Genomic DNA, 14,340 nt, shown 5'->3' on the forward strand with positions numbered 1-14,340 from the left:
GCTGACTCACCTACTGACCGCAAGCCTGCTGGCGCTCAAGCCTGGCGACTAATTATTTCAAGACCTCATCCGTTCTCATTGGTGAATGGCTGCGGGCGCAAACCCCGGCCAAAACAGCATTCCCAAGCCTTGCGCGGTCGGCGAAGACCGCCTCCTGCATGCCCATGAACGGGTGTGACGTACGAAAACCGATTCCACTTGCAAGCCGAATTCAGGCAGGAAACCTCATGACCGACGCGTTCGAACTCCCCAGCACACTGGTCCAAGCCCTTCAGCGCCGCGCGGCCCTGACGCCGGACCGGGTGGCCTTGCGTTTTCTCGCCGAAACCCAGGATCAGGCTGTGGTGCTCAGTTATCGTGAGCTCGATCAACGGGCGCGAACCATTGCCGGCGCGTTGCAGGCCGAGACGTCGTTTGGCGATCGCGCGGTGTTGCTGTTTCCCAGCGGCCCGGATTACGTCGCGGCATTTTTTGGCTGTCTGTACGCAGGCGTTATCGCGGTGCCGGCCTATCCGCCCGAATCGACCCGTCGTCATCATCAGGAACGTCTGCTCTCGATCATTAGCGATGCCGAACCGCGCTTGCTGCTGACCAGCGCCGACCTGCGCGACGCGTTACTGCAAATCGACGAAGCGCAGCCGTTGCTGTGTGTCGACACTCTTGACAGCGCCCTGGCCGAACGCTGGGTTGCACCGGACTTGCAAGGCGATCACATCGCCTTCCTTCAATACACCTCCGGTTCCACCGCGTTGCCTAAAGGTGTTCAAGTCAGCCACGGCAACCTGGTGGCCAACGAACTGTTGATTCGCCAAGGCTTTGGCATCGATCTGAACCCCGACGATGTGATCGTCAGCTGGTTGCCGCTGTACCACGACATGGGCCTGATCGGCGGCCTGTTGCAGCCGATTTTCAGCGGCGTGCCCTGTGTGTTGATGTCGCCGGCGTACTTCCTGGGTCGGCCATTGCGCTGGCTGGAGGCGATCAGCGAATACGGCGGCACCATCAGCGGCGGGCCGGACTTCGCCTATCGACTGTGCAGCGAACGGGTCAGCGAATCGGCGCTGGAGCGCCTCGACCTGAGTGGCTGGCGCGTGGCGTATTCCGGTTCCGAACCGATTCGCCTCGACACCCTGGAACGCTTCGCCGAGAAATTCGCGGCCTGTGGCTTTACGCCGGACAGCTTCATGGCGTCCTACGGTCTGGCCGAGGCCACGTTATTCGTGGCTGGCAGCCCGCGTGGCCAAGGCATTGGAAACCTGCGCATGGATGATCAGGCCCTGGCGCAGAACCGAGCCGAACCGGGCGATGGCAATCCGATCATGAGTTGCGGCATCAGCCAGCCGGATCACGCGGTGCTGATTGTCGACTCCGTATCGCTCGAAGAACTCGCCGACAACGCCATCGGTGAGGTTTGGGCCAGCGGGCCGAGCATCGCCCATGGCTATTGGCGCAACCCCGAAGCCACGGCCAAGACGTTCGTCCAGCACGCCGGCCGCACCTGGCTGCGCACCGGCGACCTGGGCTTTATGCATGACGGTGAGCTGTTCATCACCGGGCGCCTGAAAGACATGCTGATCGTGCGCGGTCACAACCTTTATCCGCAGGACATCGAGCAGACCATCGAGCGTGAAGTGGAGGTCGTGCGCAAAGGTCGCGTGGCCGCGTTCGCGGTCAGTCTCGAGGGGCAGGAAGGCATCGGCATCGCCGCGGAAATCAGCCGCAGCGTGCAGAAAATCCTGCCGCCCGAGGCACTGATCAAAGCCATTCGCCAAGCGGTGGCCGAGGCATATCAGCAAGCGCCGAGCGTGGTGGTATTGCTCAATCCGGGGGCGCTGCCGAAGACCTCCAGCGGCAAGTTGCAACGCTCGGCCTGCCGCAATCGCCTGGCCGATGGCAGCCTCGACAGCTATGCGTTATTCCCGTCGGCAGACATCACAAGCCCATTTGAAGCCGACATCGGCTCAGAGCTGCAAACCCTGATCGGCCAGATCTGGTGTGAGCAATTACAGGTCAAGCAGGTCAACACCGATGACCATTTTTTCCTGCTCGGCGGCAATTCCATCGCCGCCACTCAAGTGGTCGCGCGCCTGCGTGAAGAGCTGGGGCTGGAGCTGAACCTGCGCCTGTTGTTCGAAGCGCCAACCCTCGGCGCATTCGCCACTGCTGTTGCTCAGCAACAACAGGATGGCGGCGTGGCCCAAGGTGCGATCATGCCCTTGTCGCGCAGCGATGCCATGCCGCAATCCCTGGCACAAAACCGTCTGTGGATCACTTGGCAGCTCGACCCGCAGAGTAGCGCCTATAACATTCCCGGTGCCTTGCGCCTGCGCGGTGAACTGGATGAAGACGCCTTGCGCGCCAGTTTCCAGCAACTGATCGAACGTCACGAATCCCTGCGCACGAGGTTCTTCGAGCGCGATGGCGTAGCCCTGCAACAGGTCATCGCTGCCGGCGAATTCAACCTGCAAGTCATCGACATCAGTGACCTGCCATCCACCGAGCGTGAAGCCCGCGCGCAGCAAATCCGCGAGGATGAAGCCTGCACCCAATTCGATCTGGAAAAAGGCCCATTGCTGTGGGTGACGCTGGTGCGCCTAGGCGATGAAGACCATCAACTGCTGGTGACGATGCACCACATCATCGCCGACGGCTGGTCGCTGAACGTGCTGATCGACGAATTCTCGCGGCTGTACGCGGCCGCTTCTCAAGGCCAGACCGCCAGCCTTCCAGCCTTGCCGATGCAATACGCCGACTACGGCAGTTGGCAACGTCAGTGGCTGGCGCAAGGGGAGGGCGAGCGCCAACTCGCCTACTGGAAACAGCAGTTGGGTGACGATCATCCGACCCTGAACCTGGCCACCGATCATCCGCGTTCGGCGCAACACATTCACAGCGCCGCCCGCCACACGCTGCGTTTGGGCGCGAGCCTGAGCGATGCCATTCGCCAGACTGCCCAAGCCCATGAATCGACGCCGTTCATGCTGTTGCTCGCGGCATTCCAGAGCCTGCTGCATCGCTACAGCGGCCAACGCGACATCCGTATTGGCGTGCCGAATGCCAACCGTCCGCGCCTGGAAACCCAAGGGCTGATCGGCTTCTTCATCAACACCCAGGTGTTGCGCGCCGAGGTGGATTCGCGACTGCCGTTCGTTGAGTTGCTGGCGCAAACACGTCAAGCCGCATTGGGCGCGCAAGCGCATCAGGACCTGCCGTTCGAACAACTGCTCGAAGCCTTTCCGCAAGCCCGCGAACAAGGTCTGTTCCAGGTGATGTTCAACCATCAGCAACGGGATCTCACTGCACTGCGTCGCTTGCCGGGACTGCTCGCCGAAGAGCTGCCGTGGCACAGCCGCGAAGCCAAGTTCGACCTGCAATTGCACAGTGAAGAAGACCGTAACGGACGCCTGAGCCTGTCGTTCGACTACGCCAGCGAATTGTTTGACGGGACGACTATCGAGCGCCTGGCCGAGTATTTCAGCAACCTGCTGCGAGCCATTTGTGAGCAACCGAAAACCGCTATCGGAGACCTGCAACTGCTGACCCCGAGCGAGCACGATCAGCAATCCGCCTGGAGCGCCGCACCCTGCACCCCGGCCAGCCAATGGTTGCCTGAATTGCTCAACGAACAAGCGCGCCAGACCCCGGAACGCACCGCGCTGCTATGGGACGGCGGCAGCCTGGATTTCGCCGAACTGCACACCCAGGCCAATCGCCTGGCGCATTACCTGCGCGACAAAGGCGTCGGCCCGGACGTGTGCGTGGCCATCGCTGCCGAGCGCTCGCCGCAGTTGCTGATTGGCTTGCTGGCGATCATCAAGGCCGGTGGCGCTTATGTGCCGCTGGACCCGGATTACCCAGCCGAGCGCCTGGCCTACATGCTCAACGACAGTGGCGTCGAGCTGCTGCTGACCCAAACCGGGTTGCTTGAACGCTTGCCGGCCACCGACGGCGTCAGCGTGATTGCCATGGACGCGCTGCATTTGGAGAACTGGCCAAGTCATGCACCCGGTCTGCACCTGCATGGCGACAACCTGGCCTACGTGATTTATACCTCGGGTTCCACCGGTCAGCCGAAGGGTGTTGGCAACACTCACGCGGCCCTCGCTGAACGCCTGCAATGGATGCAAGCCACCTACCGCCTGAACGAAACCGATGTGCTGATGCAAAAAGCACCGATCAGTTTCGACGTGTCGGTGTGGGAATGCTTCTGGCCGCTGATCATCGGCTGCCGCCTGCTGATCGCCGGCCCCGGTGAACACCGCGATCCGCACCGCATCGCGCAGCTTGTTCAGCAGTACGGCGTGACCACGCTGCACTTCGTACCGCCGTTGCTTTCCTTGTTCATTGACGAACCGCTCAGCGCCGAATGCACCAGCCTGCGCCGGCTGTTCTCCGGCGGGGAAGCTTTGCCCGCCGAACTGCGCAACCGGGTGCTAACGCAACTGCCAGCGGTGCAAGTGCACAATCGCTACGGCCCGACCGAAACGGCGATCAACGTCACCCACTGGCATTGCACAACGGCCGATGGCGAGCGCTCGCCGATTGGCCGGCCATTGGGCAACGTGTTGTGCCGCGTGCTTGACGGCGACCTCAACCCGGTACCGGCCGGTGTGCCGGGTGAACTATGCATCAGCGGTATCGGTTTGGCCCGAGGCTATCTCGGCCGTCCGGCGCTGACCGCCGAACGCTTTGTGGTCGATCCGCTGGGCGAGCAGGGCGCTCGGCTGTACCGCACCGGCGACCGTGCTCGCTGGACCACCGATGGTGTGATCGAATACCTCGGTCGTCTCGATCAGCAAGTCAAACTGCGTGGTTTTCGTATCGAGCCGGAAGAAATCGAAGCGCGTCTGTTGGCGCAGTCTGGCGTCGCCCAAGCGGTGGTGCTGGTGCGCGAAACGGCGGCCGGCGGACAGTTGATCGGTTACTACACCGCCACTGAAACCAGCGAAACCATCGAGGCTCAAACCACCCGCCTGAAAACCGCGCTGGCCGCCGAGCTACCGGAATACATGGTCCCGGCGCAACTCATGCGTCTGGATGAAATGCCCCTGAGCCCGAGCGGCAAACTCGATCGCCGCACCTTGCCGCAACCGCAGTGGCAAGTCCGCGAACATGTCGAACCGGTCACTGCCCTTGAGAAACAAGTCGCCGGTATCTGGCGCGAGGTGCTGGGCCAAACGCAGATCGGCCTGCGCGACGATTTCTTCGCCCTCGGCGGCCACTCGCTGTTGGCCACGCAAATCATTTCCCGCACCCGCCAGGCTTGCGACGTTGAGTTGCCTTTGCGGGCGCTGTTCGAGGCCAGTGAACTGGGCGCGTTTGCCGAACAGGTTCGCTTGATCCAGGTCAGCGGCAAAACCAACAAGCAGCCGCCGATCGAGAAGGTCGACCGCAGCCAACCGGTGCCACTGTCCTATTCCCAGCAACGGATGTGGTTCCTCTGGCAGATGGAACCGGACAGCCCGGCCTACAACGTCGGCGGCATGGCGCGGTTGCGTGGCGTGCTGGATGTCGGGCGTTTCGAAGCGGCGCTGCAAGCGCTGGTCATGCGTCACGAAACCTTGCGTACGACCTTCCCGAGCATCGACGGCGTGGCCCGGCAACAGGTTCATCCAGATACCCGCCTGCGCATGGACTGGAAGAATTTCACCACGCTGGATGCCGATAGCCGCGAATGGCAGGTCCAGCAACTGGCCGATGACGAAGCCCATAAACCTTTCGATCTGGAAACCGGACCGCTGCTGCGTGCTTGTCTGGTCAAGACCGCCGAGCAGGAGCATTACTTCGTCCTGACCCTGCATCACATCGTCACCGAAGGCTGGGCGATGGACATCTTCGCCCGGGAACTGAGCGCTCTTTACGAAGCGTTTGTCGATGACCGCGAATCACCGCTGCAGCCACTGCCGGTACAGTACCTGGATTACAGCGTGTGGCAGCGGCAGTGGCTGGAATCCGGCGAACGTCAGCGCCAACTCGATTACTGGACCGCGCAACTGGGCCGTGAACATCCGCTGCTGGAACTGCCGGCCGATCGTCCGCGTCCGCCGGTACAAAGCCATCAGGGCGAACTGTTCCGCTTCGACCTCAGCGATGATCTTGCGGCGCGGGTTCGTGCCTTCAACGCCTACAACGGTCTGACTCTGTTCATGACCATGACTGCCGCGCTGGCGGTATTGCTTTATCGCTACAGTGGCCAGACCGATCTGCGCATCGGTGCGCCGGTGGCCAACCGCATTCGCCCGGAAAGCGAAGGGCTGATCGGCGCGTTCCTCAACACTCAAGTGCTGCGTTGCCAGCTCGACGGGCAGATGTCTGTCGGCGAGTTGTTCGAGCAGGTTCGTCACACCGTGATCGAAGGCCAGTCCCATCAGGACCTGCCGTTCGATCATCTGGTGGAAGCCTTGCAGCCACCGCGCAGTGCGGCTTACAACCCGCTGTTCCAGGTGATGTGCAACGTGCAGCGCTGGGAATTCCAGCAGAGCCGAACCTTGGCCGGGATGACCGTCGAGTACCTGGCCAACGATGCGCGAGCGACCAAGTTCGACCTCAATCTGGAAGTCACCGACCTCGACCATCGCCTCGGTTGCTGCCTGACCTACAGCACCGATTTGTTCGATGAGCCGCGCATTGCGCGCATGGCCGGGCACTGGCGCAACCTGCTGGAAGCGTTGCTCGCCGATCCGCAGCAACGCCTCAGCGAACTTCCGTTGCTGGAAGCCACCGAGCAGCAGAACCTGCTCGACAGCCTCGGCGTCGAACCGGGTGAACATCGCCTCGATCAGTGCATCCATCACCTGTTCAGCGAACAGGCGCTGGTGCGCAAGGACGCGCCAGCCCTGACGTTCGCCGGGCAAACCCTGAGCTACGCCGAGCTCGACAGCCGCGCCAATCGGCTGGCCTGGATGCTGCGCGAGCGCGGAGTCGGGCCACAGGTGCGGGTCGGTTTGGCGTTGGAGCGTTCGCTGGAGATGGTCGTCGGCCTGCTGGCGATTCTCAAGGCAGGTGGCGCCTATGTGCCGCTGGACCCGGAATACCCGCTGGATCGCTTGCATTACATGATCGAAGACAGCGGCATCGGTGTGCTGCTCAGCGATGCGGCGATGTTCGCGGCCCTCGGTGAACTGCCGTCCAGCGTCGGCCGTTGGTGCCTGGAAGAAGATGCCGCTGCACTGGCCAATTACCCGGCCAGCGAGCTACCGTTTGTCAGCCTGCCGCAACATCAGGCGTACCTGATTTATACCTCGGGCTCCACCGGCAAACCGAAAGGCGTGGTGGTGTCTCACGGTGAAATCGCCATGCATTGCCGCGCGGTGATCGAGCGTTTCGGTATGCGCCCGGATGACTGCGAGTTGCACTTCTATTCGATCAATTTCGATGCTGCGACCGAACGTCTGCTGGTGCCGCTGCTGAGCGGCGCGCAAGTTGTCCTGCGTGCGCAAGGCCAGTGGGATGCAGAAGAAATCTGCGAACTGATTCGTCGCCACAACATCAACATTCTTGGTTTCACCCCAAGCTATGGCAGCCAGTTGGCGCAATGGCTGGTGACCCAGGGCGAAACCCTGCCGGTGCGCATGTGCATCACCGGCGGCGAAGCCCTGACCGGCGAACACCTGCATCGGATTCGCGCGGCGTTCAAGCCGAGCCTGTTTTTCAACGCTTACGGCCCGACTGAAACCGTGGTCATGCCGCTCGCCAGTCTGGCGCCGGAGCAACTGGAAGAAGGCCTAGGCAGCGTGCCGATCGGCAGTGTGATCGGCGCTCGGGTGGCGTACATCCTCGACGCTGATCTGGCGTTGGTGCCGCAAGGCGCGACGGGCGAGTTGTACGTCGGCGGTGCCGGCCTGGCGCAGGGGTATCACCAGCGTCCGGGCATGACCGCCGAACGATTTATCGCCGACCCTTTTGCAGTGAACGGCGGACGTTTGTACCGCACCGGCGACCTTGTCCGTCAGCGTGCCGATGGCTTGGTGGAGTACCTGGGACGCATTGACCATCAAGTGAAGATCCGTGGTTTCCGCATCGAACTGGGCGAGATCGAAACCCGTTTGCTGGAACACGAAGCCGTGCGTGAAGCGGTGGTGCTGGCCCTCGACGCACCGAGCGGCAAGCAATTGGTCGGCTATCTGGTCACCCACGTCGCCGAACAGGATGACGCGCAACAAACTGCATTGCGCGAAGCGTTGAAGGCGCACCTCAAAGTGCAGTTGCCGGACTACATGGTGCCGACGCACCTGATCCTGCTGGCCAGCATGCCGCTGACCGCCAACGGCAAACTCGACCGCCGCGCACTGCCGGCCCCGCACCCGGAGTTGAATCGTCAGCAGTACGTGGCGCCGAGCAATGAACTTGAACTGACCCTGGCCGGCATCTGGCGCGAAGTGCTGAACGTCCAGCAGGTCGGCCTCAACGACAACTTCTTCGAACTGGGCGGCGATTCGATTCTGTCGATCCAGGTGGTCAGCCGTGCGCGGCAGCAGGGCATCCACTTCAGCCCGCGTGAGCTGTTCCAGCACCAGACCGTACAGACGCTGGCCGCCGTCGCGACCCGCACCGAGCAGGTCACAGCCGAGCAAGGTTTGCTCACCGGCGATTCGCGTCTGACGCCGATTCAGCATTGGTTCTTCGATACCGACATTCCACAGCGTCAACACTGGAACCAGGCGTTGCTACTGGAGCCGACCGTGGCGCTCGAGCCGCATCGTCTGGAGCAAGCGCTGCTGGCGGTGATCGAACAGCACGACGCCTTGCGCCTGCGTTTCACCGAAGTTGAGGGCCATTGGCAGGCCCGGCATCAGGCGATTTCCGACGCTGCCGTGCTGTGGCAGGTACACGTGCCGAGCATGGACAACTGCGCGGCGTTGTTTGCCGATGCTCAACGCGGCCTCGACCTCGAGCACGGGCCGCTGATGCGGGCGCTGCTGGTGGATGATCCTGAGGGGCAACAACGGCTATTCATCGCCATTCACCACTTGGTCGTCGATGGGGTGTCGTGGCGGGTGCTGCTGGACGATCTGCAAACGGTTTATCGTCAACTCGAGTCCCGGCAGTCAGTAAAACTGCCGGCGAAAACCAGTGCCTTCAAGGACTGGGCCGCACGGTTGCAGGCTTACGCCGGCAGCGAATCCCTGCGTGAAGAATTGAGCTGGTGGCAGACGCAACTGGCCGGCCCAAGCGCTGAATTGCCCTGTGATCGTCCGCAGGGTGGACAGGAGAATCGTCACGCGCAAACCGTCAGCGTGCGCCTCGACAGCAAGCGTACCCGCCAACTGCTGCAACAGGCGCCGACGGCCTATCGCACTCAGGTCAATGACCTGCTGCTGACCGCATTGGCCCGCGTGATGTGCCGCTGGAGCGGTCATGAGTCGGCATTGATTCAACTCGAAGGCCATGGCCGCGAAACCCTGTTCGACGAGATTGACCTGACCCGCACCGTTGGCTGGTTCACCAGCGCCTATCCGCTACGCCTCACACCTGCGAATGAACAGGGGGCCTCGATCAAGGCGATCAAGGAGCAACTGCGCGCGGTACCGCACAAAGGTTTGGGTTATGGCGTGCTGCGTTATCTGGCCGACGGTGTGTGCCGTCAGACCATGGCCGCGCTGCCAGTGGCGCCGATCACCTTCAACTACCTGGGGCAGTTCGACCAGAGCTTCGGCAACGATGCGCTGTTCCGTCCGCTGGATGAACCGGTCGGTGCGGCACACGATCCAAATGCGCCGCTGCCCAACGAGCTAAGCATCGACAGTCAGGTCTACGGCGGTGAGTTGGTGCTGCGCTGGACCTTCAGCGCCGAACGCCACGATCTGCAAACCATCACCGAACTGGCAGAGGCGTATCTGGGCGAATTGCACAGCCTGATCCAGCATTGCCTGAGCGACAACGCAGGCGGCCTGACGCCGTCGGACTTCCCGCTGGCCAGATTGACTCAGCCGCAACTCGACGCATTGCCTGTCCCGGCAGCGATGATTGAAGACGTCTACCCGCTGACCCCGATGCAGGAAGGCATGCTGCTACACACCTTGCTCGAACCGGGCACCGGCCTCTATTACATGCAGGACCGCTACCGCATCAACAGTGAACTCGACCCCGAGCGTTTCGCCCAGGCCTGGCAAGCGGTGATCGCCCGACACGAAGCCTTGCGCGCCTCGTTCTGCTGGAACGTTGGCGAAGACATGCTGCAAGTGATCCACAAACCGGGCAGCACGCCGATCGAGTATCTGGACTGGAGCGCGATTGCCGAAACCGAGCAAGAGCCGAAGTTGCAGGCGCTGCTCAAAAGCGAGCGTGAGGCCGGGTTCGATTTGCTCAACCAGGCACCGTTCCACCTGCGCTTGATCCGCGTGGGCGCGGCGCGTTACTGGTTCATGATGAGCAACCACCATATCCTCATCGATGCCTGGTGCCGTTCGCTGCTGATGAACGATTTCTTCGAAATCTACACCGCCCTCGGCGAAGGCCGGGAGGCGCAACTGGCTGTGCCGCCGCGTTATCGCGATTACATCGGCTGGCTGCAACGCCAGAGCCTGGCCGAAGCGCGACAGTGGTGGCAGCAGAACTTGCAAGGTTTCGAGCGCACCACACCGATTCCGAGTGACCGGCCGTTCCTGCGTGAACATGCCGGCGACAGCGGCGGCATGATCGTCGGCGACCGCTATACCCGACTCGATGCCCGCGACGGTGCGCAACTGCGCGAACTGGCCCAGGCCCATCAGCTGACCATCAACACCTTCGCCCAAGCGGCGTGGGCGCTGGTGCTGCGTCGCCTGAGCGGCGATCGCGACGTGCTGTTCGGCGTCACGGTGGCTGGGCGGCCGGTGGAAATGCCGCAGATGCAGCGCACCGTCGGGCTGTTCATCAACAGCATCGCCCTGCGGGTGAAAATGCCCGAGGACGATCAGCGTTGCAGCGTTCGGCAGTGGCTCAGCAGTCTGCTCGACAGCAACATGCAGCTGCGTGAGTACGAATACCTGCCGCTGGTGAGCATTCAGGAAACCAGCGAACTGCCTAAAGGCCAGCCGCTGTTCGACAGCCTGTTCGTGTTCGAAAATGCGCCGGTGGAAGTCTCTGTGCTGGACCGTGCGCAGAGCCTCAACGCGACCTCGGATTCGGGTCGCACCCACACCAACTTCCCATTGACGGCAGTGTGTTATCCGGGCGATGACTTGGGCTTGCACCTGTCCTACGACCAGCGTTATTTCGACGAGTCTACGGTCGAGCGCATGCTCGGCGAATTCAAGCGCCTGCTGCTGGCGCTGGTCGAAGGCTTCCATGGCGACATGGCCGATCTGCCGCTGCTGAGCACCGAGGAACAAGACTTCCTGCTCCATGGCTGCAACCAGAGCGAACACGAGTACCCACTGGAGCACAGCTATGTCTCGTTGTTCGAAGCGCAAGTCGCCGCGCATCCGCAGCGAGTCGCCGCCAGTTGCCTGGATCAGCAACACAGTTATGTTGAGCTGAACCAGCGCAGCAACCGTCTCGGCCATGCGCTGATTGCGGCCGGCGTCGGTCTGGATCAACCGGTGGCGTTGCTCGCCGAACGTAACCTTGATCTGTTGGGCATGATCATCGGCAGCTTCAAGGCCGGTGCCGGTTACCTGCCGCTGGACCCGGGCCTGCCGAGTCAGCGTCTGAGCCGAATCATTGACCTGAGCCGCACGCCGTTGCTGGTCTGCACCCAGGCGTGTCGTGAACAAGCCATCGCGCTGCTGGAAGAGCTCGGTTGTGCCAACCGGCCTCGATTGCTGGTCTGGGAAGACGTGCAGGCGAGCGATGTTTCGGTGGCCAATCCGGGCATTTACAGCGGCCCGGACAACCTCGCCTACGTGATATACACCTCGGGTTCCACCGGCCTGCCGAAGGGCGTGATGGTCGAGCAGCGTGGCATGCTCAATAACCAGTTGAGCAAGGTGCCGTACCTGAAATTGAGCGAGGCTGATGTGATCGCCCAGACCGCTTCGCAAAGCTTCGATATTTCGGTCTGGCAGTTCCTCGCCGCGCCGCTGTTCGGCGCTCGGGTGGACATCGTGCCGAACAGCATCGCCCACGATCCGCAAGGCTTGTTGGCTCACGTTCAGAGCCAGGGCATCACCGTGCTGGAAAGCGTGCCGTCGCTGATTCAGGGCATGCTCGCTCAGGACCGCATGAGCCTCGATGGACTGCGCTGGATGCTGCCGACCGGTGAAGCGATGCCGCCGGAGCTGGCGCATCAATGGTTGCTGCGTTATCCGCAAATTGGCTTGGTGAACGCCTATGGGCCGGCGGAATGCTCGGACGATGTGGCGTTCTTCCGCGTTGATCTGGCCTCGACACGTGGCAGTTACTTGCCGATTGGCACTCCAACGGATAACAACCGTTTGTACCTGCTCGATGGCGCGCTGGAACTGGTGCCATTGGGAGCGGTGGGGGAGTTGTGCGTGGCCGGCGTCGGCGTGGGGCGCGGCTATGTGAGCGATCCGTTGCGTACTGCGCAAGTGTTTGTGCCGAACCCGTTCGGCGCACCGGGAGATCGCCTGTATCGCACCGGCGACCTGGCCCGACGTCGCAGTGACGGCGTGCTGGAATACGTTGGGCGCATCGATCATCAAGTGAAGATCCGCGGTTACCGCATCGAACTGGGTGAAATCGAGGCGCGTCTGCACGAGCAGCCGGAAGTTCGCGATGCAGCGGTGGGTGTGCAGGAGGGCGTCAATGGCAAGCATTTGGTCGGCTATCTGGTTGCTGCGGAGTCGGCGCTGGATCCGAACGAACAACTGGAGCATATCAAGCAGCGTTTGCGCGCCGAATTGCCGGAATACATGGTGCCGTTGCACTGGTTGTGGCTCGACAAGCTGCCGCTCAACGCCAACGGCAAACTCGATCGCAAGGCCTTGCCGGCACTGGAGATTGGCCAGTTGCAGAGCCAGACCTATGAGGCGCCGCGCAACGAGCTGGAGCAGACCCTGGCGGATATTTGGGCCGAGGTGTTGAAGGTCGAGAAGGTTGGCGTGCATGACAATTTCTTCGAGCTCGGCGGGCATTCGCTGCTGGCCACACAAATCGCCTCGCGGGTGCAAAAAGCCCTGCAACGCAACGTGCCGCTACGGGCGATGTTCGAGTGCAGCACGGTGGCGGAGCTGGCCGAGTACATCGACGGGTTGGCGGCGAGCGATATGACCGAAGATAAGGTGGATCGGTTGAATGACCTGATGGCGGAGCTGGAAGGGCTCTAAAGTCAAAAGATCGCAGCCTGCGGCAGCTCCTACAGGTGTACGCCGGGCCCGATTCGCGCGTGTGTACGCCGAGCCCATTTGGTTTGTGCGGGTGTACGCCGAGCCCATTTGGTTCGCGCGTGTGTACGCCAAGCCCATTTGGTTCGCGCGTGTATGTACGCCGAGCCCCTGTAGGAGCTGGCGAAGCCTGCGATCTTTTGATCTTCAATCGGGTTGACTGTCGAGTCCACGCGGCTCAGTCTTCCTGTGCTTTTTTTAATGGATCCGATTTCACCAGGGAGACAGTCGATGCCTTTCGTAACGGTTGATGGACAAGCGCTTCACTACATTGATCAAGGCACAGGCCCTGCGGTTTTGTTGGCCGGCAGTTACCTGTGGGACCAGGCCATGTGGGCACCGCAGATTACGGCGCTGTCGCAGCACTATCGGGTCATCGCCCTGGACCTGTGGGGCCATGGCCAATCCGGGCGGATGCCCGAATGCACAAAGTCGCTGGATGACGTAGCCCGCCAGGCATTGGCCTTGCTCGATCATCTGGACATCGATCGCGTCACGCTGGTCGGTCTTTCGGTGGGTGGCATGTGGGGCGTTCGACTGGCGCTGTCCGCACCGCAGCGGCTCAACGGTCTGGTGCTGATGGACACCTACGTCGGCGTCGAACCGGAACCGACCCGCCAATACTATTTCTCGTTGTTCAAACAGATTGAAGACAGCGGGAAGATCTCGCCACAGCTGCTCGACATCGTGGTGCCGATCTTCTTCCGTCCGGGCATCGATCCGCAATCGGCGCTGTATCAGGATTTCCGCGCGAAACTGGCTGCGCTGCCAGCCGACCGCTTGCGTGAAAGCATCGTGCCGATGGGGCGGATTACCTTTGGTCGTGATGATCTGTTGCCGCGCCTGGGTGAACTGAACCCTGAAACCACGCTGTTGATGTGCGGCGAGCAGGACAAACCGCGACCGCCGTCGGAAACCAAAGAAATGGCTGAGTTGATCGGATGCCCGTTTGTGCTGGTGCCGGAGGCGGGGCATATCTCTAATCTGGAGAATCCGGCATTTGTCACCGAGGTGCTGCTGAAGTTTCTGGCCGAGAGAAATCCGCGTAGCGCTTGATTAAAAAGATCGCAGC

At 61.9% G+C, this 14,340-nt stretch carries 2 protein-coding genes; both read left to right on the forward strand.

The window, feature by feature from the left end:
• Window positions 1-227: 227 nt before the first annotated feature.
• Window positions 228-13,211: a non-ribosomal peptide synthetase gene (locus tag ABH909_RS12455; protein WP_429433445.1), complete on the forward strand. Its 12,984-nt coding sequence runs from the start codon at window positions 228-230 to the stop codon at window positions 13,209-13,211.
• 288 nt (window positions 13,212-13,499) lie between these two features.
• Window positions 13,500-14,324, forward strand: coding sequence for an alpha/beta fold hydrolase (locus ABH909_RS12460; protein ID WP_429433447.1), 825 nt, complete (start codon window positions 13,500-13,502; stop codon window positions 14,322-14,324).
• Window positions 14,325-14,340: the final 16 nt, after the last annotated feature.

The organism is Pseudomonas sp. BS3782 TE3695 (genome assembly GCF_050435305.1).
Lineage (GTDB): Bacteria > Pseudomonadota > Gammaproteobacteria > Pseudomonadales > Pseudomonadaceae > Aquipseudomonas.